General features: G+C 71.9%; 17 protein-coding genes and 3 tRNA genes. 11 read left to right on the top strand and 9 right to left on the bottom strand.

Features of this window, described 5'->3' with window-relative positions:
- Positions 1-48: 48 nt before the first annotated feature.
- Positions 49-1,656, bottom strand: a complete 1,608-nt coding sequence (locus ACIO6U_RS09400; RefSeq protein ID WP_401716959.1) for an ABC transporter permease — start codon at positions 1,654-1,656, stop codon at positions 49-51.
- On the bottom strand, positions 1,653-2,708 hold the full coding sequence (locus tag ACIO6U_RS09395; RefSeq protein WP_401716956.1) for an ATP-binding cassette domain-containing protein: 1,056 nt from the start codon (positions 2,706-2,708) through the stop codon (positions 1,653-1,655). Before ACIO6U_RS09395 ends, ACIO6U_RS09400 begins: the two co-directional genes overlap by 4 nt.
- A gap of 101 nt (positions 2,709-2,809) precedes the next feature.
- Here ACIO6U_RS09395 and ACIO6U_RS09390 point away from each other — a divergent pair, with 101 nt between their 5' ends.
- Positions 2,810-3,292, top strand: coding sequence for a helix-turn-helix domain-containing protein (locus ACIO6U_RS09390; RefSeq protein ID WP_355336119.1), 483 nt, complete (start codon positions 2,810-2,812; stop codon positions 3,290-3,292).
- Between the two features lie 31 nt (positions 3,293-3,323).
- Here the strand turns inward: ACIO6U_RS09390 and ACIO6U_RS09385 are convergent, their stop codons facing one another.
- A complete protein-coding gene (locus ACIO6U_RS09385) occupies positions 3,324-4,169 on the bottom strand; it encodes a diacylglycerol kinase family protein (RefSeq protein WP_355336121.1) in 846 nt (281 codons plus the stop codon).
- A 134-nt stretch (positions 4,170-4,303) separates the two neighbouring features.
- On the opposite strand from ACIO6U_RS09385, the gene ACIO6U_RS09380 reads away from it, so the two are divergent.
- Positions 4,304-5,587 (top strand): adenylosuccinate synthase, encoded by a 1,284-nt coding sequence (locus ACIO6U_RS09380; protein ID WP_355336123.1) that lies wholly within the window; start codon positions 4,304-4,306, stop codon positions 5,585-5,587.
- 94 nt (positions 5,588-5,681) lie between these two features.
- Here ACIO6U_RS09380 and ACIO6U_RS09375 read toward each other — a convergent pair whose 3' ends face one another.
- A complete protein-coding gene (locus ACIO6U_RS09375; protein WP_401716951.1) occupies positions 5,682-7,424 on the bottom strand; it encodes a protein kinase in 1,743 nt (580 codons plus the stop codon).
- 244 nt (positions 7,425-7,668) lie between these two features.
- Between ACIO6U_RS09375 and ACIO6U_RS09370 the strand changes: the two genes are divergently transcribed.
- Both ACIO6U_RS09370 and ACIO6U_RS09365 read left to right on the top strand, forming a co-directional pair.
- Positions 7,669-8,355, top strand: coding sequence for a GntR family transcriptional regulator (locus tag ACIO6U_RS09370; protein ID WP_401314282.1), 687 nt, complete (start codon positions 7,669-7,671; stop codon positions 8,353-8,355).
- A 53-nt stretch (positions 8,356-8,408) separates the two neighbouring features.
- Positions 8,409-9,059: a hypothetical protein gene (locus ACIO6U_RS09365; protein ID WP_188284155.1), complete on the top strand. Its 651-nt coding sequence runs from the start codon at positions 8,409-8,411 to the stop codon at positions 9,057-9,059.
- An 84-nt stretch (positions 9,060-9,143) separates the two neighbouring features.
- Here the strand turns inward: ACIO6U_RS09365 and ACIO6U_RS09360 are convergent, their stop codons facing one another.
- A complete protein-coding gene (locus ACIO6U_RS09360) occupies positions 9,144-9,890 on the bottom strand; it encodes an SLATT domain-containing protein (protein ID WP_401716947.1) in 747 nt (248 codons plus the stop codon).
- A gap of 236 nt (positions 9,891-10,126) precedes the next feature.
- Here ACIO6U_RS09360 and purD point away from each other — a divergent pair, with 236 nt between their 5' ends.
- From purD to ACIO6U_RS09340, 4 genes are all read left to right on the top strand, one after another.
- Positions 10,127-11,374 carry a phosphoribosylamine--glycine ligase gene (gene purD / locus ACIO6U_RS09355; RefSeq protein ID WP_401716944.1) on the top strand — a complete coding sequence of 416 codons (1,248 nt, stop codon included), beginning with the start codon at positions 10,127-10,129 and terminating at the stop codon, positions 11,372-11,374.
- Between the two features lie 195 nt (positions 11,375-11,569).
- Positions 11,570-13,381: a hypothetical protein gene (locus ACIO6U_RS09350; RefSeq protein WP_355336132.1), complete on the top strand. Its 1,812-nt coding sequence runs from the start codon at positions 11,570-11,572 to the stop codon at positions 13,379-13,381.
- A 519-nt stretch (positions 13,382-13,900) separates the two neighbouring features.
- A complete protein-coding gene (locus ACIO6U_RS09345) occupies positions 13,901-15,385 on the top strand; it encodes a N,N-dimethylformamidase beta subunit family domain-containing protein (protein ID WP_391042664.1) in 1,485 nt (494 codons plus the stop codon).
- Positions 15,386-15,539: 154 nt separating this feature from the next.
- Complete coding sequence (locus ACIO6U_RS09340; RefSeq protein WP_355336135.1) at positions 15,540-16,442, top strand: phosphoribosylaminoimidazolesuccinocarboxamide synthase; 903 nt, start codon at positions 15,540-15,542, stop codon at positions 16,440-16,442.
- A 66-nt stretch (positions 16,443-16,508) separates the two neighbouring features.
- Here ACIO6U_RS09340 and ACIO6U_RS09335 read toward each other — a convergent pair.
- The 4 genes from ACIO6U_RS09335 to ACIO6U_RS09320 form a co-directional block, all read right to left on the bottom strand.
- Positions 16,509-16,584, bottom strand: a tRNA-Gly gene (locus tag ACIO6U_RS09335).
- Between the two features lie 156 nt (positions 16,585-16,740).
- A tRNA-Gly gene (locus tag ACIO6U_RS09330) sits at positions 16,741-16,816 on the bottom strand.
- A gap of 49 nt (positions 16,817-16,865) precedes the next feature.
- A tRNA-Gly gene (locus tag ACIO6U_RS09325) sits at positions 16,866-16,937 on the bottom strand.
- 141 nt (positions 16,938-17,078) lie between these two features.
- Positions 17,079-17,396 (bottom strand): Lsr2 family protein, encoded by a 318-nt coding sequence (locus ACIO6U_RS09320; RefSeq protein ID WP_188284161.1) that lies wholly within the window; start codon positions 17,394-17,396, stop codon positions 17,079-17,081.
- A 403-nt stretch (positions 17,397-17,799) separates the two neighbouring features.
- Between ACIO6U_RS09320 and purS the strand changes: the two genes are divergently transcribed.
- The 3 genes from purS to purL are packed head-to-tail and all read left to right on the top strand — an operon-like array spanning position 17,800 to position 20,968.
- Positions 17,800-18,045 carry a phosphoribosylformylglycinamidine synthase subunit PurS gene (gene purS, locus ACIO6U_RS09315; protein WP_093716007.1) on the top strand — a complete coding sequence of 82 codons (246 nt, stop codon included), beginning with the start codon at positions 17,800-17,802 and terminating at the stop codon, positions 18,043-18,045.
- Positions 18,042-18,722, top strand: a complete 681-nt coding sequence (purQ, locus tag ACIO6U_RS09310) for a phosphoribosylformylglycinamidine synthase subunit PurQ (protein WP_401716939.1) — start codon at positions 18,042-18,044, stop codon at positions 18,720-18,722. The genes purS and purQ overlap by 4 nt, the downstream gene beginning before the upstream one ends.
- Positions 18,719-20,968: a phosphoribosylformylglycinamidine synthase subunit PurL gene (purL, locus tag ACIO6U_RS09305; RefSeq protein WP_401716936.1), complete on the top strand. Its 2,250-nt coding sequence runs from the start codon at positions 18,719-18,721 to the stop codon at positions 20,966-20,968. Before purQ ends, purL begins: the two co-directional genes overlap by 4 nt.
- Positions 20,969-21,231 lie beyond the last annotated feature (263 nt).

Raw genomic sequence — 21,231 nt, 5'->3', positions numbered from 1 at the left:
CCGTACGGCGGGCCCGCGCGCACGGCCCCCTGCGCGGATCGCCGCGGGTCAGCCGGTGACGAGGTCGCGGCGGCGCAGCCCGGCCAGGCCGGCCGCGAGGGTCCCGGCGGCCACGAGTATCAGCCAGGCGTACGGCGTCGCGGTGATATCGCCGCCGGGCAGCTTCGGCACGTGGGTGAACGGCGACAGGTCGAGCAGCGGCTGCGGCAGCCGCAGCACCGGGCCGAGCTGGCCCATCATCACGAAGAGCCCGAGCAGGCCCCAGGCGGCCGTGGACGCCCTCGGCAGCAGGCCGAACAGCAGGGTGCCGAGCCCGATCAGCACCCACACGGCGGGCGCCTGCGCGACGGCCGCCCCGATCAGCCGGGGGACCTGCCCGCCGATGTCGTCGATGGCGCCGCCGTAGGCCAGGCCCATCAGTAGGCCGCCGGTGGCCAGCAGGACGACCGTGCCGAGCAGCGCGTGGACGATGTGGCTCGCGGCCCAGCGCACCCTGCCGACCGACTGGGCGAGCACGGCCTCCGCGCCCTGCCCGGTCTCCTCGGTGCGCAGCCGCAGCACGCTCTGCACGGCGAAGACGGCGGCCATGATGCCGAGCAGGCCCATCGCGGTCGACAGGAACGCGTCGGTCAGGCCCTGGTGGCCGCCCATCCGCTGGAAGATGTCGTCCACCTGGCCGTTGCCGCCGATCAGGTCCCCGACGGAGTCGGTGACCGAGCCGTAGACCCCGCCCGCGACCGCCAGGCCCGCGGCCCACGCGTACAGGGTGCCGCGCTGCAACCGCCAGGCCAGGGCGAGGGGTCCGTTCAGCGAGCGGGCCGCCCGCGCGGGTCCCGGACGGGCGGGCAGCAGACCGGCCCCGGTGTCCCGGCGGGCGACCAGCGCGTACGCGGCGCCGCAGGTCAGTACGGCGAAGGCGGCGGCGGGCAGCAGCACCCACCACGCCTCGTCGGCGTACGGATGGAGGTGTTCGAGCCAGCCCAGCGGCGAGATCCACACCAGGGGCGAGGAGGAGTCGGTGGTCGCGGCGTCCCCGGCGGCGCGCAGCAGGAAGGCGCCGCCGAGCACGGCTCCCGCGACGCCCTTGGCGAGCCGCGCGGTCTCGGTGACCTGGGCGGTCACCGCGGCGACCCCGGCGAACATCATGCCGCCGACCGCGAGGGCGAGGGCGAGCGCGACCGAGCCCGTCAGGCTCTGGCCGAGCACGGTCATGCCGCACAGCACGACCAGGGCGATGGCGACGTCGGCGGTCGCGGCGGCCGACAGGGCGGCGGTGAGCGGGGCCCGGCGGTCGACCATGGTCGCGCCGAGCATGTCCTGGCGGCCGGTCTCCTCTTCCTCACGGGTGTGCCGGACGACGATCAGCATGCTCATCAGCCCGGTGAGGGACGCGCCGAGCACGCCCATCCGCCAGCCGGTGAGCGCGCCGATCGTGTCCCAGTCGTAGATGGGTCCGAAGAGCGCGCGCAGCGGCGCGCTGGCGTTGGTGCTGCGCGCGAGGTCCGCGCGTTCGGCCTGGTCGCCGTAGAGCGTGCGGAAGGAGGCGGCGGTGCCGATGACGGACGCGGCCAGCACGTACAGCCAGGCCGGGATCATCAGCCGGTCGCGGCGCAGGGCCAGTTGGGTGAGGGCGCCGGTGCCCGCGAAGCCGCTCATCGGGGCGTCGCCTTACGCGGACCGGTCGCGGACATCCCGTCGGGTCCGGACGGCGTACCGGCCCGGCCCTCGGCAGCCGACGCGTGACCGTCGGCGTCCGGGTCCTCGTAGTGCCTGCGGAACAGCTCCTCCAGGGTGGGCGGGCGGCTGGTGAGGCTGCGGACGCCGGCGTCGGCGAGGGCGCGCAGCAGGGCGTCGAGCTTGTCGGTGTCGGCCTGGAGGGTGACGTGGTGCCCGCTGACGTCCACGTCGTGCACGCCGGGCAGTTCGTCGAGGCCGCGCGGTGGGGCGGCCAGTTCCGCGGTGACGCTGGTGCGGGTCAGATGGCGCAGCTCGCCGAGGGCGCCGGTCTCCACGGTGCGGCCCTGGCGGATGATGCTGACCCGGTCGCAGAGCGCCTCGACCTCGCTGAGGATGTGGCTGGACAGCAGCACGGTCGCCCCGCGGTCCCTGGCCTGCTCCACGCAGCCCTGGAAGACCTCTTCCATCAGCGGGTCGAGTCCCGAGGTCGGCTCGTCCAGGATCAGCAGGTCGGCGTCCGAGGCGAAGGCGGCGACCAGGGCGACCTTCTGCCGGTTGCCCTTCGAATACGCGCCGCCCTTCTTCGTCGGATCCAGCTCGAACCGGTCGAGCAGTTCCTGTTTCCGGCTCGCGGCACCGCCGTCGCCCCGCTCGCCGGTCTCCCCGCGCCCGCGCCCGCGCCACCGGCCGCGCACAGCGCCTCCGCCGCCCCCGCCGCGCAGTCTGCCGAAGAGGTCGATGATCTCGCCGCCGCTGAGATTGGGCCACAGCGTGACATCGCCCGGCACGTAGGCGATCCGCCGGTGCAGGGCCACCGCGTCCCGCCACGGGTCGCCGCCGAGCAGCCGGGCCTCGCCGCCGTCGGCTCTGATCAGGCCGAGCAGGACGCGGATCGTGGTGGACTTCCCCGCCCCGTTGGGACCCAGGAAGCCGTGCACCTCGCCGGTGCGGACGGACAGGTCGAGTCCGTCGAGTGCGTGTGTGCGGCCGAAGGTCTTGTGGAGCCCGGCCACCATGATTGCGTCCGTCATGCTTGTGAAGCTACAGTACATTCAGAAATTTGTGAAGATGACGAAGCGGATAAACTTCACTCAGCGTGACGTGATCGGATCGGACGAGGGAGGCGGCGGCCATGGCGGACCCGCGGGACGAAGAGAGACCTGCGGAGGTGCTGACCTTCATCGAGCGCTTCGCCGCCGAGATGGTCGAGGCCGGAATGCAGCGGATGGCCGCCCGGGTCTTCTCCGCGCTGCTCGTGTCCGAGAACGGCGCGCTCAGTTCCGCCGAGCTGAGCGAAAGGCTCCAGGTCAGCCCGGCCGCGGTCTCCGGCGCCGTGCGCTACCTCGCCCAGGTCGGCATGGTGCACCGCGAGCGCGACCCCGGCTCGCGCCGAGAGCTGTACCGGGTGCACCACGACCAGTGGTACGAGACGTTCACCAGCCGCAGCGGCGTCCTCGCCCGCTGGGAGAACACCTTGCGCACCGGAATAGACACCGTCGGCGAGGAGACGGACGCGGGTCAGCGGCTCGCCGAGACCGCCGCCTTCTTCGACTTCCTGCAAAGGGAGCTCGGCGCGATGATGGACCGCTGGCGGGAGCACAAGGCCACGATGTGACGCGCGGCCCGCTGAAACGCTCCTGCCGCCCTCAGCGCGGCACCGTCAGCCGCCACGCCGACCGCTCCACCGTCCACGTACGGCTGCGCACCGGCCCGGTGACGGCGGAGTCCGCGCGGTAGCGGAAGTCCCGGCCCGAGACGGTGATGGTCCGCGCCTGCGCGCGTACGTGCTCCGCGCCCTCCGTACGGCGGACGAAGACCTCCGCCACGCCCGACGGCGAGGTGCGGACCGAGATCTCCTGCACCGGCTGGTCCAGATCGGCCAGCAGCACCCCGTCGGCCTCCACGCGCAGCCGTTGCCGCGGCTGCTGACCGTTGACCGGGATCGGCGCGGTGAGGGTGCGGACCAGGGAGCGGGCGGTCTTCTCGACCGGCGTCCACCAGTGCGCGGCGGTCTGCGAGACCGGGGTGCCGCACGGGATGCTCAGCGTGCCGAGCACGATCCCGCCGCTCTCGTCGACCAGCAGGTCGAGCTCCCGCTCGACGCCGTCGAGCACCGCCCGCGCCGCCGCCAGCACCTGGCCCGGCACCCCGAGGCCGCGGGCCAGCGCGGACCGCGGCCCGATCGGCACCAGCGCGACCGGCGCCTCCCCGAGCGTGCGGTCGCGGTGCAGCGCGCGCACCATCCGCAGCAGCGCCGCGTCGTCGCCGAGCACCACAGGGTGACGGCGACCGCGGTGCGCCAGCGCGCGCTCCGCCTCCTCCGCGGAATCCGGGACGCAAACTTTTACGGAGTACGCGCCCGCGCACAGGACATCTTTGGCGATCCGCACGGATTCGCCGTCGACCGCGCGTGCCGCGGGGTCGATGACCAGGAGCAGGGGGTGCCCCCGGTCGGAGTCCGGGGGAGGATGCCCAGGAGACACGGCCGACACCTTGGTCCTTCCTCAGGTAAAATCTCGGTGCAAGAGCCCCTTGCGCCTTTGCGTCAGGGGCTTCGTCTATTCCGGGGCAGGTTCGACGGCTCTCTGCACGTTGGACATGCCCCGCCCGGAAGGGGTGTACGCCTGTGCCCGCACTTGTGCTGCTCGGTGCTCAGTGGGGTGACGAGGGCAAGGGGAAGGCCACCGACCTGCTCGGTGGCTCCGTGGACTATGTGGTGCGATACCAGGGCGGCAACAACGCCGGCCACACGGTCGTCGTCGGCGACCAGAAGTACGCACTGCATCTCCTCCCCTCCGGAATCCTGTCACCGGGGTGCACCCCGGTCATTGGGAACGGTGTCGTCGTCGACCCGGCGGTCCTGCTCTCCGAGCTGAGCGGGCTGAACGAGCGCGGTGTCGACACGTCCAAGCTCCTGATCAGCGGCAACGCGCACCTGATCACGCCGTATCACCAGACCATCGACAAGGTGACGGAGCGGTTCCTCGGCAACCGCAAGATCGGCACCACCGGGCGCGGCATCGGCCCGGCCTACGCCGACAAGATCAACCGGGTGGGCATCCGCATCCAGGACCTGTTCGACGAATCGATCCTCCAGCAGAAGGTCGACGCGGCGCTCAGCGAGAAGAACCAGGTGCTGGTCAAGCTCTTCAACCGGCGCGCGATCAGCACCGCCCAGGTCGTCGAGGAGTACCTCGGCTACGCGGAGCAGATCAGGAGCTACGTCGCCGACACGACCCTGATCCTCAACAACGCGCTCGACGAGGGCAAGGTCGTCCTGATGGAGGGCGGCCAGGGCACGCTCCTCGACGTCGACCACGGCACGTACCCCTTCGTCACGTCGTCCAACCCGACGTCCGGCGGCGCCTGCACCGGCAGCGGTATCGGCCCCACGAAGATCAGCCGGGTGATCGGCATCCTCAAGGCCTACACCACGCGTGTGGGCTCCGGGCCGTTCCCCACCGAGCTGTTCGACGCGGACGGCGAGCGACTGCGCACCGTGGGGCACGAGTTCGGCGTCACCACCGGGCGCAACCGGCGCTGCGGCTGGTTCGACGCGGTCATCGCCCGTTACGCGACCCGGGTCAACGGCCTCACCGATTTCTTCCTCACCAAGCTGGACATCCTCACCGGCTGGGAGCAGATCCCGGTCTGCGTCGCGTACGAGATCGACGGCCGCCGGGTCGAGGAACTGCCCTACAGCCAGTCCGACTTCCACCACGCCAAGCCGGTCTACGAGTACCTGCCCGGCTGGACGGAGGACATCAGCAAGGCCAAGTCGCTCTCCGACCTGCCGAAGAACGCGCAGGCGTACGTGAAGGCGCTGGAGGAGATGTCGGGCGCGCCGATCTCCGCGATCGGCGTCGGCCCCGGCCGTACCGAGACGATCGAGATCAACTCGTTCCTCTAGAACGGCCCCAGGTCCCGGGCCCAAGCCCGCTTCCGGTTCCACAGGTAAGCCCCGCCCACCCAGGTGAGCGGGGCTTACCTGTGTCCGTACGCGGTCAGCGGTCGACCTTGGTGTACGTCAGCGGCGCCTTGCTCGTGTCGAGGTTGTCGCGGCGCAGATGGGTGCCGTCCACCAGGGTGAGCGTGGTGCCGTCGCCGGGGCTGCACGAGGACGCGGGCGTCCCCGTCACCACCTGCGACGGGCTCAACTCGACCGGCGGGCCCACCGAGACGACGTGCATGGACCAGAAGCAGGCGTAGGAGGCGCTGTCGCCCGACAGTTCCACGGAGCCGTCCGCCTTCACCGTCAGCGTCCGGGTGTTGTCGCCCGCGTCGTCACTGGTGAAGGAGGTCCGCCAGGTGCCGACCATGCCGCTGGGCACCGCCGCGTTCGCGGGGTCCGCCTGGCCCGGCGACGTCCGCGCGGGACCCGAGACCGGCGGGGACGTCGGACCGGTGGGTGTGCTCACACCGGGGTCCGGATCGGCCGTGTTCTTCGTGCCCCCCTGGCCCGCGATGTACGCCGTCACGCCGCCCGCGACGACCACCAGGGCGACGATCGCCGCGATCAGCGGCCCGCGCCGCGTCTTGCGCGGCCCGCCCGCGTCCGGCCCTGCCGCCTGCGGTTGCGTGTACGTCGGCGGGGGCGGCGTCGGACCGGCCGGTGCCGCACCGGCCGGGGGCGCGTACGAGCCGTAGGTCGGTGAGTACGCGGTCGGCGGCGGTTGCCTGACCGGGGTCGCGCCGTCGGTGCGCGCGCCGGTGTCCGAGAGGTGGCCGGGGTCCGCCCGTGTCGGCGTGGGGGCGCCCGGTCCGCCCGCGGCCACGACCCCCACGTCCAGCTCCGTGGGCGTGGGGGACTCCGCCGCCGCCTCCACCTCCAGCAGCCGCACCGCGTGCCGTCCGAGCTGCGCCACGATCGCGCCGGACAGCCACGGCTCGGCCCTCGAGTCCTGCGCCGCGCTGTCGTCGCTCCCGCCGTCCGCCTCGCCCAGCCGCTCCAGCACCCGCGCCAGCGAGGGCCGCTCCTCGGGCTCCTTCACCAGGCAGGCGGCCACCAACTCGCGCAGCCCGTCGGGCACTTCGTCCAGGTCGGGCGGCTCCTGCACGATCCGGAACATCTGGGCGTGCACACCGCTGGCCGCCGCGCCGAACGGCTGGAGACCGGTCGACGCGTAGGCCAGCACCGAACCGAGGCAGAAGATGTCGCAGGCGGGCGTCACCCGGTCGCCGCGCACCTGCTCGGGCGACATGAAGCCGGGGGAGCCCACCATGGCGCCGGTATAGGTGAGGGAGCCGCCGTCGACGACCGTCTCCAGGGCGCGCGCGATTCCGAAGTCGATCACCCGCGGACCGTCGATGGTGATCATCACGTTCGAGGGTTTGAGATCGCGGTGCACCAGACCGGCGGCGTGGATGTCGCGCAGCGCGTGCGCGAGCCCGGAGGCGAGCACCCGCACCGAACGCTCCGGCAGCGGACCGTACTCCTTGACCACCTGGCTGAGCGAGGGCCCCGCCACATAACCGGTCGCCACCCACGGGACCTCGGCCTCGGTGTCGGCGTCCAGCACCGGCGCGGTCCACTTCCCGCCCACCCGGCGCGCGGCCTGCACCTCACGGCGGAAACGGGTGCGGAACTCCTCCTGGGACGCCAGTTCGTCGCGGACCAGCTTCACCGCCACCGTGCGCCCGCGCTCGGAACGCGCCAGGTAGACGATGCCCATCCCGCCCACCCCGAGCCTGCCCAGGAGGCGGTACGCGCCGATCGACCGCGGATCGCCGGACCTCAGCTCGTCCATCGTCGCTCTTCCCCGTCCCGCTCCGCACTGTGCGGCTCCGTCCCGGCACCGCGCCGCCGCCCACCCGTACGGCGAAGAATAAGCGTATGAACGGCAGGGGGTCAGAGGTGTTCCCCGTTCCGCTCGCCGCGCATACGCGTACGGGCTTCGCATATCGTGTGCGGCAGTCACCCGCGCGTACGAACGTACGAATCACCGGAGTACGTGGGCGCGCGCGACGCACAAGGACGACGAAGGAGACGGCATGCCGGACGGCGGCGTATCGCCTGTGCGGCGCAGCAGTCTGCGCCAGCAGATCGCCGACGCCCTGCGCGACGAGGTGCTGACCGGACGGCTCCAGGCCGGCCGCCACTTCACCGTCAAGGAGATCGCCGAGCTGTACGGCGTCTCCGCGACCCCCGTCCGCGAGGCCCTGGTCGACCTCGCGGCACAGGGACTGCTCGAAGTCGAGCAGCACCGCGGCTTCCAGGTCCGCCGTTTCACCGCGCAGGACTTCCGCACCCTCACCGAAGCGCGGCTCTTCGTCGTCGAGGCGTCCTTCCGGCGGATGGCCGAGGTCGGCATGGGCGACGTGCCGCCCGACGCCATCGCGTCCGTGCGGCGCCGCGCCGAAGCCGCGGCCCGCGCCGCCCGCTCCGGTGTCCTCGACATCCTCATCGGCTGCGACCTGCGCTTCTGGCGCGAGTTGACCGCCCTCGGCGGCAACCCGCACATCTGCGAATTCCTCGACCGCATGCGCACCCAGACCTGGATCTACGCCGTCCCCCACCTGCGCGCCCTGCACGACACCGCCGGGGTCTGCTGGTCCGACCACGTCGCCCTCGTGGACGCCGTCGCCGCCCGCGACACCGCGACCGCCCGGCAGCTCACCCTGGAGCACAGCGACCACACCAGCGCCCTCATCGAAAAGCTCGTCCCCGCCCGGCCATGACGCGACCGGCACGGGCGTTTTAGGCTGTACGCCCCCGACCGGATGGAGTGTTCGTGGCCTGCGACTTGTGGCTGGTGCCCCTCGTGGACGTGCTCTGCCACAGCCCGGAAAACCCCTTCTCCGAGGAACTCGCCCGATACGACAAGGCGTTGAACGACGCCGGACAGCCGCCCGTCCCCGTCTACAACTACATGCCGGGGCTGTCGGGCGACGTCGGCCCGATCGCGTGCTTCGACTACGACGCGCTGCACTTCCTGCGCCGCGCCTATCTGCTCAGCCTCCAGGGGCTCGAGGTCACCCCGGTCGACGCCCTCGGCGGCGACTACGAACAGCTCCTGGAGATGTTCGAGGCCACCGCCCAGCGGTCGCACCTGGTCTGGCACTACGACCACGCGGGCGCGTACGTCCCCCTCGACTTCCCCCAGCCCGTCGTCAACGACGAACTCCTCGAAGGCGGCGGCCCCCTCGGCTCCAGTCACGGGCTGCTGCGCGAACTCGAATTCGTGGCCCCCGTCATCGGCATCGACCCCGCCAACCCGCCGCTGCCGCCCGCGCCGCCCGAACACCACACCACTCTTGAGGAGCCGGCCGTCTCACCGGTCGTGGGCAACGGGCCGTTCGCGCGGGAACACCACGTGTGGCTCGGCCTGCACGCGGCGGCGACGCGGAGCCTGGGCCAGGGCTCGATGATCGTCTTCAGCTAATCGCACCGGGCTCCTTGGTGAGCCGCACCGCGCTGCCTGGCGAGCCGCACCCGGCCACCCCGGCCACTTGGTGAGCCGCCCCGGCTACCTCGGGCTCTCCGGCGGCCGTTGGCGCGGCATGCTGGGGCGCGTGCTCGGGTGCGCCAGGCGCGGACCCGGCGACGGCTCCTGGCGGCTCGGCCACCAGGCGGCGGACTGGGTGCGCAGCGGAGCGCCGGAGGTGTGGCCGCCGAATTCGACGATCCAGTCGGACGTCTCCATCCGGACGAGGTCGGCGAGGTCGTCGCAGAAGCGGCGCAGGATGGCCAGACAGCGTTCCGCGGCCTCGGCGGCGGTGCCCTCGGTGGGGCCGAGGACCTCGCGGACGCTCTCGGAGGCCCAGTCGAAGCGCAGGGACTCCAGGCGGCGCTGGACGGCCTGGGCGGTGGCGACGTCCCGCATCCACCCCGAGGTCAGGCCGAAGAGGCGGTCGGTGCCGAGGCAGACACCCGCCAGGAGCAGCGCGAGATAGCCCCAGCTCGCGCTGGTGTCCGCGGTGCCGGTCAGCTCCACCAGCGGCAGGGCGGCGCCGGCGGTGCCGAAGAGCACGGCGCCCAGACGCAGGGCGCGGGCGCCGCGGCGCTTGCGGATACGGTCGTCGAGGTACCAGTCGGCGGTGCGCAGGGCGCCCGTCTCGGCCCAGCGGTACAGCTCCGCCAGGCGTTCCGCGGGCTCGCCCCAGTCGCCGAGCGGGAACGGCAGCGCCCGCAGGTCCTCGTGCTGATGGTGCAGCGCCCGCCGCTGAGGCTCGTCCCGAGGTGCTTCCTCGGGAAACATGTCCGGCTGGCTCACTGCACGCTCCCTCGTATGGCCCCAAGGGCCCCTCGTGGACCTCATATGCGGCTTTCGGCGCCGGATGTCCGGCCCGGTGGTGAAGCACTCTTCTTACCGCCGAACGGCTGAGCGCGGGGTAGCGATCTCCGGATATCCGCCCATACGGGCAGCGTGATCAGGTATAGGCCGATGAATGCGGTCGCTCGAAAGAGTGAGGGCGGCCCGCCGCCCCGCGGCCCACTACCCTGGTGCGCGTGAAGGTCCTTGTCATCGGCGGCGGCGCCCGCGAACACGCCCTGTGCCGCTCCCTCTCGCTCGACCCCGACGTCACCTCGCTGCACTGCGCGCCCGGCAACGCCGGAATCGGCGAGGTCGCCGAGCTGCACCAGGTCGACGCCCTCGACGGCGCGGCCGTCGCAGAACTCGCCGTCTCCCTCGGCGCCGACTTCGTGATCGTGGGGCCCGAGGCCCCGCTGGTCGCCGGGGTCGCCGACGCGGTACGGGCCAGCGGCATCGACTGCTTCGGCCCGACGGCGCGGGCCGCGGAGCTGGAGGGCTCCAAGGCGTTCGCCAAGGACGTGATGGCGGCGGCCGGGGTGCCGACCGCGCGCAGTTACGTCTGCACGACGGCCGACGAGGTCGACGTGGCGCTCGACGCCTTCGGCGCGCCCTATGTCGTCAAGGACGACGGGCTCGCGGCGGGCAAGGGCGTGGTCGTCACCGGCGACCTGGCCACCGCCCGCGCGCACGCGCTGAGCTGCGACCGGGTGGTCATCGAGGAGTTCCTCGACGGGCCCGAGGTGTCGCTGTTCGCGGTCACCGACGGCGAGACGGTCGTACCGCTCCAGCCCGCGCAGGACTTCAAGCGGGCGCTGGACGACGACGAGGGCCCCAACACCGGCGGTATGGGCGCCTATTCGCCGCTGCCGTGGGCCGACCCCAAGCTCGTCGACGAGGTCGAGCGGACCGTGCTCCAGCCGACCGTGGACGAACTGCGCCGCCGCGGCACGCCCTTCGCGGGCCTGCTCTACGCCGGTCTCGCCATCACCTCGCGCGGTGTGCGGGTCATCGAGTTCAACGCGCGCTTCGGCGACCCCGAGACGCAGGTCGTACTCGCCCGGCTCAAGACGCCGCTGGCCGGACTGCTGCGGGCCGCGGCCACCGGGCAGCTCGCCGCCTTCCCGCGGCTGCGCTGGAGCGACGGCGCGGCGGTGACCGTGGTCATCGCCTCGTACAACTACCCGGACACCCCGCGCACCGGCGACCCGATCTCCGGGCTCGCGGACGTCGCCGAGAAGGACGAGCACGCGTATGTCCTGCACGCGGGCACCCGGGAGGACGACGGGCGGATCGTCAGCGCGGGCGGCCGGGTGCTGTCGGTCACCGCGACCGGGTCCGACCTCGCCAAGGCCCGTGACCGGGCCTACCGCGCGGTCGACCGGATCGGTCTCGACGGTGGCCACCACCGTACGGACATCGCCGCGAAAGCGGCCGGTCTCTGACCAAAGCCACTCCAAGGAGTGATGACTCGGCCATAAGGCTGACTCCTTCCCGGCGCCGAACTAGGGTGCCCCGAAAGCGCACTGCGGGACATTGCGGCAATCAGCCGTACGGCCATTGCGATGTCCGTGGGCGGTGCGACAGTGGGGGGAGGCCGCCATCGGGGCGGTCACCACAGCGCAGGGGGTGAGTCGCCGATGGCCGGAGAAGCAGGTGAGGCGGTCGCGCGCTCCCGTGCCCTGGCGGTGCTCCGGGTCCGGGGCGCCGCGCTCGGCGCGGCCCTGCTGCCCGCCGCCGTCGCCGTCGTCCTGCACGCGGGCGGCGCGACCGGCCGGATCGGCTCGCGCTGGGACGGTGTGCGCTGGGGGATGACCGGTGGCGCGCTCGTGGTGCTGCTGGTCGCGGCGGCCGTCGCGGCGGTGATCGTACGGGCCAGGCCCGCGGTCAGTCCCGCGGTGCCGGTGGCCGAGACCGCCGCGCCCGACCTCTACCGGATGGTCCGCGACCTGGCGGAGCGGATGGAGGTGCCCGCGCCGTCGGCGATAGAGCTGACGCCGGACTGCGACAGCTGGCTGGAGGAGCGCAGGGCCGACCGGCCCGCGGGCCGCAAGGCCAGGAAGGCCGCCAGGGAAGAGGGCAGGCGGACCGCGCCCGTGCTGGTGATCGGCTCGCCCTTCATGTGGTGGATGCGGATCGCGGAGCTGCGCGCGCTGCTCGCGCCCGTGGTGGCGGGCACGGGACCCGCCGCCGATCCGGAGATAGCGGCCGCCCGCCGCTTCGTGCGCGGCCTCGACGCGGCGGCCGGAGTCGCCGCGCACGGCCGCGAGGGCACTGTGCTGCTGCGACCGGTGTTCGGCGTCCTCGGCTGGACGGTCCGGCTGCTGCTGAACGGCTGCCGTGTCCATGTCGCCGAGATGGAGCGGGGCGTCGCCGCCTCCGCCTCCGAGCGCGCGCAGGCCGTCGACTACGGGCTGCGGATCGTCGCCCAGGAACAGGTGGGCCTGGCATACGCGGGCTGGGACCGGCTGCTCACCCGCGTCGCGCTGCCCGCCTGGCGGATGGGCCGCTGGCCGTCCCGGCTGGACGCCGGGGTGGTCGCCGCGCTCACCGAGCTGTCCCGGCGCGACCGGCTCGCCGACGGCTTCGAGACCCGGCTGGGCGAACGCCCGGCCTGTGATCTCCTGGAGGAGCCCGGCGCGATGGACGAGGCCGTCTCGCTGCTGGCCGCCCGGCTCTTCCACGCGGGCCCGCAGCGGCCCGGCCCCGACTGGGCGCCGGTGAGCTGGAACGGCTATCCGGACGAGGTCGTCGACCGCATCTGGCGCACCGAGGCCGCCCGGTTGATACGCGTCCTGGACGAGGTGCCGCCGCCGGAGCCCGGCATCGCCGCCGCGGCCGAGGAAGAGGACGAGGGACCGGCCGCGATCGGCGGCGGGCGCCGCAGCGGCCTGCTCCTCGGCGACCGGGCCATGACCGGGCCGACCGCCGCCGCCCGCACCTCGGCGGCGGAACGGGCCGCCGCCGCGCTCGCCGACGAGCCGGGCCGCGCCACCCTCACCCGCGTCATCGACCGGCTCTCACGCGGCGGCAGCGAGGAGCTGGCCGCCAGGATCGGCGCGCTCGCCGCCCGCGACGAGGCGGCTCGGCACGCCGCGACGGCCGAGAACGCCAAGGGCGGCGGCGGAACCGGCGGCGGAAACGGTGGCGGAACGGGCGGCGGTACGGAGGAAACCCCGGTGCCCGTCTCCCCGTTGCTGCCGCCCCGCACCGGCCGTGAGCTGCTGACCGACCACGTCACCGCCGTCGTCTGCTGCGCCGCCGTGGACACCGCGGGCGCCGACGCGGGCCTGGACTGGCTGGACGGCCCCACGCTGCTCGTCGGCGGCGCCCGCCGGGCCGATCTGACCTGGCCGGTGCTCCGCCTGGTCGAGAACGGCGACGCGGCACCGCTGCGCTCCTGGCTCAGGGCCGTCGGCGTCCGCCCCGACAAGCCGATCCGGCTGGTGTGATCAACCGACGTAATGCGCCGTCGTGATCGACGGACGTGACCCGCCGTCGTGATCGACCGACGTGACGCGTGGTCGTGACCAACCGACGTGACGTGCCGTCATGATCAACCAATGTGACAAGCGCCACGTCGCCCCCGCGCGAGCGCCGTCCGGGGGCGACGCGTTTCGGCCACGACCGCACACCGCCCGGCACCGCCTCGCGCACAGCCCCGCGGCGCGCCACACGGCGTGGAACCCGCCCGGCTTCTGGCCCGTACCGCCCGCTCCCGACCGCTCGGAGCGTGCGGCGCGACCTCTTGACCTGGGTCATGTGACGTTCACCACACGCCGGTTGACCGAATCTGCTTCACTCGTCGCCCGATCCGTTCCGATAATTCACCACGAACGGTAACCGGTGCGGTGCTTTCTGTGATGTGCTGGGTATGTGCGCCGCACTATTGCACCGCATGGGTGAACCACGGGTGGAGCGGGGAACCGCGGGAGCCGGCGCGGCCGGGGATCGGTGAGGGAGGGGCTTCGATGAGTACGGACCAGATCCGACGGTGGGAGTCCGGAGCGCATGCCCACGGGGTCTCCGACCCCTTCGGCCAGGGCCCGCTGCCCTGGCTGCGCGGCGCCTCCCAGTACCTGGACGACGACGGCCAGGTCGTCCCCTGGTACGTCGACCTGGCCGTGAGCAGCGGCGACGCCGCGCACCGCCCGCGCTTCCCCGGACCGCGTACCGCCGACGACGTACGCCGTCAGATCAAGGGCTTCGCCTCCGCGGGATCCGTCGTGCCCGGCGAGGCCATCGACTTCCGGATCACCGTGGACCCGCCGCAGGAGTTCACGGTCGACGTCTACCGGATCGGCCACTACGGCGGCGACGGCGCCGCGAAGATGTCCGCGAGCCCCCGGCTGTCCGGCATCGTCCAGCCCGCGCCGCTGGCCGCCGGAAGGACGGTTTCCTGCCACCACTGGTGGCAGTCCTGGCGGTTGCAGATTCCCACGTACTGGAACACCGGCGCGTACGTGGCCGTCCTCACCACCGCCGACGGCTACCGCAGCCACGTCCCCTTCACCGTCCGCGCCACCCACGAGGCGGACCTGCTCCTGCTGATGCCCGACGTGACGTGGCAGGCGTACAACCTCTACCCCGAGGACGGCAGGACCGGCGCCAGCCTGTACCACGCGTGGGACGAGAAGGGGCAGCTCCTCGGCGAGGAGCAGGCCGCCACCACCGTCTCCTTCGACCGCCCCTACGCGGGCGCCGGGCTCCCGCTGCACATCGGCCACGCCTACGACTTCGTACGCTTCGCCGAGCGCTACGGCTACGACCTCGCGTACGCCGACGCCCGCGACCTGCACGCGGGCCGTATCGACCCCACGCGCTACCGCGGCCTGGTCTTCCCCGGCCACGACGAGTACTGGTCCAAGCCGATGCGCCGGGCCGCCGAGACCGCGCGCGACGCGGGCACCTCGCTGGTCTTCCTGTCGGCCAACACCATGTACTGGCAGGTCGAGCTGGCCGCGTCCCCGGCCGGGGACGCGGACCGGCTGCTGAGCTGCCGCAAGCGCCGCGGCGACAACAAGGGCCGCACCGCGCTCTGGCGCGACCTCGGCGAGCCGGAACAGCTCGTGCTCGGCGTGCAGTACGCGGGCCGCGTCCCCCAGCCGTCGCCGCTCGTCGTCCGCAACGCCGAGCACTGGCTGTGGGAGGCCACCGGCGCCACCGAGGGCGACGAGATCGACGGCCTGGTCGCGGGCGAGGCCGACCGCTACTACCCGCGCGCCCCGCTGCCCGAGAGCATCGAGCGCATCCTGCTGGCCCACTCGCCGTACGAGTCCACCGACGGCCGCCGCTGCCACCAGGAAACCTCGCTCTACCAGGCCCCCAGCGGCGCGTACGTCTTCGCCTCCGGCACCTTCGCCTGGTCCCCGGCGCTCGACCGCCCCAACCACGTCGACCCGCGCGTCCAGCGCGCCACCGCCAACCTCCTCGACCGCATCTGCAAGCACGACTGAGGGGTGGGTCCGCCGGAGCCTGCGAGCCGGAGGCGGCGCGCCGGGTCCAAGCCGCCGGAGGCGAGCGGGCGGCGAAAGGAGGAGCCCCCGCGCGCTCCAGCTGTCCCGATAAGCGAGAATCGGGAGCTGAACCGCCGAGTGGGGAGGACGACCCGTGTCCGGATTCGTCGAGAAACCCGAGCCTGTCCAGGTGCCGGGACTGGTACATCTGCACACCGGCAAGGTGCGCGATCTGTACCAGAACGCGGAGGGCGACCTGGTGATGGTCGCCAGCGACCGCACCTCCGTCTACGACTGGGTGCTGCCCACCGAGATCCCCGACAAGGGCCGGATTCTCACGCAGCTCTCGCTGTGGTGGTTCGACCTGCTCGCCGACATCGTGCCCAACCACGTGATCTCCACCGAGCTGCCCGAGGGCGCCCCCGCGCAGTGGGCGGGCCGCACCATGGTGTGCCGTTCGCTGCGCATGGTGCCGGTCGAGTGCGTCGCACGCGGCTATCTGACCGGCTCCGGCCTGGTCGAGTACAACCGGGACCGCACGGTGTGCGGCCTCGCGCTCCCCGAGGGCCTGGTGGACGGCTCCGAGCTGCCCGCGCCGATCTTCACCCCCGCCACCAAGGCCGAGGTCGGTGAGCACGACGAGAACGTGTCGTACGAGGAGGTCGCCCGCGAGGTCGGCGCCGAGACCGCGACGCTGCTCCGGCAGACCACGCTGGCCGTCTACGGCAGGGCCCGCGACATCGCGCGCGAGCGGGGCATCATCCTGGCCGACACGAAGTTCGAGTTCGGTTACGACGAACAGGGCACGCTGGTCATCGCCGACGAGGTGCTGACCCCCGACTCGTCCCGCTTCTGGCCGGCCGACCTGTGGGAGCCGGGCCGCGCGCAGCCGTCCTTCGACAAGCAGTTCGTCCGCGACCACCTCACCGACCCGGCGCTGGGCTGGGACCGCAACGGCGAGGAGCCGCCGCCCGGCCTGCCCGCCGAGGTCGTCGAGCAGTCCCGCGCCCGCTACGTGGAGGCGTACGAGCGCCTCACCGGCACCGCCTGGTCGTAGCACCCCGGCGCGGAAGCGGAGAGACGACGAAGGCCCCGGTCGTGGTGACCGGGGCCTTCGCGATGCTGGAGCGGACGACGAGATTCGAACTCGCGACCCTCACCTTGGCAAGGTGATGCTCTACCAACTGAGCCACGTCCGCAGGCCGTGCAGACACTGTACCCGATCGGACGCGGCCATTAGAAACCGATATATCCCGTCGCCCCGTGACGCGCCGAGCGGCCGCCCGGCGACGCGCCGAGCGGACGCCCGGGTACGACGAAGGCCCCGGTCGTGGTGACCGGGGCCTTCGTGACGCTGGAGCGGACGACGAGATTCGAACTCGCGACCCTCACCTTGGCAAGGTGATGCTCTACCAACTGAGCCACGTCCGCATTGCTGCGGTCACTCTACCCGATCCATAGGACCGGCCGGAGCGACCAGAGCGGGCGACAGGAATTGCACACTGCCCCTCCCCCCTGGAAGGGGGGCGCTCTGCTACTGAGCTACACCCGCGTGACCTCCGCTGACCTGGCCTTTCCGGCCCTGCCCTCGGCGTGCTCCACACACTAGCGGAAGGGTGGGGGTGGCTGTCCAGTCGGCACCACCGCCCCCGCCCGTTCGCCCGGCGGTTGTCAGTGAGTTGTCGCGGAACCGTCAACTGGCCTTGTTGAACGCTTCGTAGACCTTCTTGGGGATGCGCCCGCGGGCCGGGACCTCGAAGCCGTTCGACTGCGCCCAGGCGCGGACGGTGGCCGGGGTCGGGGCGATCGGCGTGCGCTTGTAGGCGCGGCCCGAAAGGGTGCGGCGGCGGCCGGCCTCCACGTAAGGAGCCAGGTCATTGCGCAGCTTGTCCGCGTTCTGGGACGAGAGGTCGATCTCGTACCACTGACCGTCGACGCCGAATGCGATGGTTTCCGCCGCTTCTCCGCCGTCCAGGTCGTCGGCGAGGGTGACCAGTACGCGTTGCGCCATAGGGATGTGGTCCTTTCGTACGCCATCGGCCTTGCCGGGGCCCGGCGATCGCACGCGGCCCGTGTGTCGTGGCGGTCGCGAGCGGGAACGGTCGCGACCGGACGCCGGGCCCCGGTGTCACGGGTGGGCCGACAAGTCGAGTGTCGACAAGTTTTCATTTGTACGATGCCACGAAATGGGCACCGCGTGATACATCGTGACACCTGTTAATTCCCCCGGGTGCCGCTTCGTAATCGGGACCCTATGTTTCACCTACGGGTTTCCCCAAGCATTTCGGCGGCCGATACATAAACGTGATCAGTGATCTAGGGGTGCGCTAGGGGTCGCGTTCATATCTACTCGCGTAGATTTTCGCACCGGGTACGCTGAGAGAACCTCACGCACCACACCACCGGGAGTGCAAGTGGCACGCGTCGTAGTCGACGTCATGCTCAAGCCGGAGATCCTCGACCCCCAGGGCCAGGCGGTGCAGCGAGCACTGCCGCGCCTGGGCTTCGACGGGATCTCCGACGTCCGCCAGGGAAAGCGCTTTGAACTAGAGGTCGAGGGGCCGGTCGACGACGCCGCCCTCGCCCGCATTCGCGAGATGGCGGAAACCTTTCTCGCGAACACCGTGATCGAGGACTTCGCCGTAAAGGTGGAGTCGTGACTGCGCGCGTTGGCGTCGTCACATTCCCCGGCACGCTCGACGACCGTGACACACAGCGCGCCGTCCGGGTCGCGGGCGCCGAAGCCGTACCGCTGTGGCACCGTGACAAGGATCTCCAGCAGGTCGACGCGGTGGTTCTGCCGGGCGGCTTCTCGTACGGCGACTATCTGCGGGCCGGCGCGATCTCGCGTTTCTCGCCGGTGATGGAAACGATCATCGAACAGGCGAAGGCCGGAATGCCGGTTCTCGGCATCTGCAATGGGTTCCAGGTGCTCACCGAGTCGCATCTGCTGCCAGGCGCGATGCTGCGCAACAACCACCTCCACTTCGTCTGCCGCGACCAGAAGCTGCGGGTCGAGACCACCGCCACCGCCTGGACGTCGCAGTACGCGGACGGCCAGGAGATCTCCATCCCGCTGAAGAACATCGACGGCCGCTACACCGCCGCCGAGCGGGTGCTGGACGAACTGGAAGCCGAGGGCCGGGTGGTCTTCCGCTATCTGGACGGCAATCCGAACGGGTCGCTCCGTGACATCGCGGGCATCAGCAATGCCGCGGGCAATGTCGTCGGCCTCATGCCGCACCCCGAGCACGCCGTCGAGCCGCTGATCGGCACCGGCCGCACCGACGGCCTCGGATTCTTCACCTCGGTCCTGAAGAAGTTGGTCTCCGCATGACCCTCGATACCGTCAAGCACGCCGCCGAGACGCCCGAGGCCGGGCAGCCGTGGAAGGAACTCGGCCTCAAGGAGGACGAGTACGCCCGGATCCGCGAGATCCTGGGCCGCCGCCCGACCGGCGCGGAACTGGCGATGTACTCGGTCATGTGGTCGGAGCACTGCTCGTACAAGTCGAGCAAGGTGCACCTGAAGCAGTTCGGCGAGAAGGCCCCGCAGACCGACGCGCTGCTCGTCGGCATCGGTGAGAACGCGGGCGTCGTGGACGTCGGCCAGGGCTACGCCGTCACCTTCAAGATCGAGTCGCACAACCACCCGTCGTACATCGAGCCCTACCAGGGCGCGGCCACCGGCGTCGGCGGCATCGTCCGCGACATCCTCGCGATGGGCGCGCGGCCGGTCGCCGTGATGGACCCGCTGCGGTTCGGCGCGGCCGACCACCCCGACACCCGGCGCGTCCTGCCCGGCATCGTCTCGGGCGTCGGCGGCTACGGAAACTGCCTCGGCCTGCCCAACATCGGCGGCGAGGTCGTCTTCGACCCCTGCTACCAGGGCAATCCGCTGGTCAACGCGCTGTGCGTGGGCGTCATGAAGCACGAGGACATCCACCTCGCGCAGGCGTCGGGCCCCGGCAACAAGGTGATCCTGTACGGCGCCAGGACCGGCGGCGACGGCATCGGCGGCGTCTCGGTGCTGGCCAGCGAGACCTTCGACTCGACCGGCCCGTCCCGCCGCCCCGCCGTCCAGGTCGGCGACCCCTTCCAGGAGAAGCTGCTCATCGAGTGCACCCTGGAGATCTTCCGCGAGCAACTGGTCGCGGGCATCCAGGACCTCGGCGGCGCGGGCCTGTCCTGCGCCACCAGCGAGCTGGCCTCGGCCGGCTCCGGCGGCATGCGCGTCGAACTGGACACCGTGCCGCTGCGCGACGCGACGCTCTCGCCCGAGGAAATCCTCATGAGCGAGTCGCAGGAGCGCATGTGCGCGATCGTCGAGCCCGACAAGGTCGAGCGCTTCCTGGCGATCTGCGAGAAGTGGGACGTCATCGCCACCGTCATCGGTGAGGTGACCGAGGGCTCGCAACTGGAGATCTTCTGGCACGGCGAGCAGATCGTGGACGTGCCGCCGCGCTCGGTCGCGCACGACGGGCCGACGTACCACCGCCCGTACGCCCGGCCGGACTGGCAGGACGCGCTCCAGGCCGACGACGCGGGGAAGCTGCCGAGGCCCGGTACCTCCGCCGAACTGCGCGAGCAGGTGCTCAAGCTGGTCGGCTCGCCGAACCAGGCGTCCAAGGCGTGGGTCACCGACCAGTACGACCGCTTCGTGCAGGGCAACACGGTGCTGGCGCAGCCCGAGGACTCCGGCATGATCCGGATCGACGAGGAGACCGACCTCGGCGTGGCCATCGCCACCGACGGCAACGGCCGCTTCGCGAAGCTCGACCCGTACACGGGCGCGCAGTTGGCGCTCGCGGAGGCGTACCGCAATGTCGCCGCCTCCGGGGCCAAGCCGCTGGCCATCTCGGACTGCCTGAACTTCGGCTCGCCCGAGGACCCGGCCGTGATGTGGCAGTTCGCCGAGGCCACCCGCGGTCTCGCCGACGGCTGCCTCCAGCTCGGCACCCCGGTGACCGGCGGCAATGTGTCGCTGTACAACCAGACCGGCGACGTGGCGATCCACCCGACCCCGGTGGTCGCGGTGCTCGGCGTGATCGACGACGTCAACCGGCGTACGCCGATGGCCTTCCAGGACGAGGGCCACCTGATCTACCTGCTCGGTGACACCCGCGAGGAGTTCGGCGGCTCGGCCTGGTCGCAGGTCGTCCACGACCACCTCGGCGGTCTGCCGCCCGCCGTCGACCTGGACCGCGAGCGGCTGCTCGGCGAGATCCTGATCTCCGCGTCGCGCGACGGCATGATCGACGCCGCCCACGACCTCAGCGACGGCGGTCTCGTCCAGGCGGTCACCGAGTCCTGCCTGCGCGGCGGGCACGGCGCGCGGCTGGTCGTCCCGGACGGTCTGGACGCCTTCACGTTCCTGTTCTCCGAGTCCGCGGGCCGCGCCGTCGTCGCGGTGCCGCGCTCCGAGGAACTGCGCTTCACCGACATGTGCGGGGCGCGGGGGCTTCCGGCGGCGCGGATCGGCGTCATCGACGGCGACGAGATCGACGTGCAGGGGGAGTTCAGCATTCCGCTGGGCGAACTGCGCGCCGCGCACGAGGGGACGATTCCGGCGCTGCTCGCCTGAGCGTTCCGCTGATGTGACGGGAAAGTCCACCGGGTGCCCCGGCCGCGATGACGCGGCCGGGGCATCTGTGTGGTGCGGCGTGGACCGGCGATGGTCTTAACGGTGTGATGAACGGCTTGACGTTTTACGGGAATCGGGCGTCTTGGCAATTGCCGGAGGCGTCATAAGACGGCATGTGCCGGATCCACCCGTATGGCGGTGCTCGGGGCTGTGCGCCGTCACGCATGATCGTTTCGCGCGCTCGCACGTTGGCGCACGAAACG

Source organism: Streptomyces sp. NPDC087422 (assembly GCF_044744145.1).
GTDB lineage: Bacteria > Actinomycetota > Actinomycetes > Streptomycetales > Streptomycetaceae > Actinacidiphila.
The sequence above is the reverse complement of the archived record's forward strand: the minus strand, read 5'-3'. Positions and strand labels throughout refer to the sequence as shown.